The organism is Vibrio sp. 1401 (genome assembly GCF_033340295.1).
Genome location: NZ_JAWOWF010000321.1, coordinates 1 through 730 on the forward strand (window position 1 = coordinate 1; position 730 = coordinate 730).

The window sequence follows — 730 nt, forward strand, 5'->3', positions numbered from 1 at the left end:
CCCGTACCAGCTCGTATCCGTCTTTAATGACGCGGATCAGCAGCTTATCGAAAGTGCCGTGATGGGAATTCGTCTCCACATGTTCGCACTGTTTCTGGATGGTTTCTTAGTGGTAGCAGGGGCTTACTATCAATCGGTCAACAAAGGCAGTAAGGCGATGTTTGTGACGGTGGGCAATATGCTTATCCAACTGCCGTTCTTGTTCATCATGCCAAAACTGTTGGGTGTGACAGGCATTTGGATTGCATTCCCGCTATCCAACATTGCGTTAAGTCTGGTTGTGATGAGCATGCTTTGGCGTGATATCAAAAAGTTGATGGTGGATAGCCCAGTAGAACCGAGCATCCAAGCGTCTTAAGTTGGTAGCAGAAAAGCGAGGCTAGTGCCTCGCTTTTTAGATTATCTGTCGTTCGTATTAAGATTCGACACGGTTCAAATGAACATCCATTTGTGGGAATGGAATTTCGATACCGTTCTCGTCCAATGCTTCTTTAATGCCTTGCATTGAATCAAAGTACACACCCCAGTAATCCGCAGTTTTAACCCAAGGGCGCACTACGAAGTTAACTGAAGAATCTGCTAGTGTTAGAACACCGATAGTCATATCAGGATCTTTCAAAATACGAGGATCTTTTTCTAGCGTTTCGCGAATCACTTTCTTCGTTAGCTTAAGATCGGCTTTGTATGAAACACCGATAACCAAATCTACACGTCGCGTTGCATGACGAGA

2 pseudogenes are annotated in these 730 nt (G+C 44.9%); one reads left to right on the forward strand and one right to left on the reverse strand.

The features are described 5' to 3' along the window. A pseudogene (gene vmrA, locus R7Z77_RS25385) lies at positions 1-358 on the forward strand (sodium-coupled multidrug efflux MATE transporter VmrA); the annotation flags it as partial. Between the two features lie 57 nt (positions 359-415). Here vmrA and R7Z77_RS25390 read toward each other — a convergent pair. Beyond that, positions 416-730 (reverse strand): annotated as a pseudogene (locus R7Z77_RS25390) (mechanosensitive ion channel domain-containing protein); the annotation flags it as partial.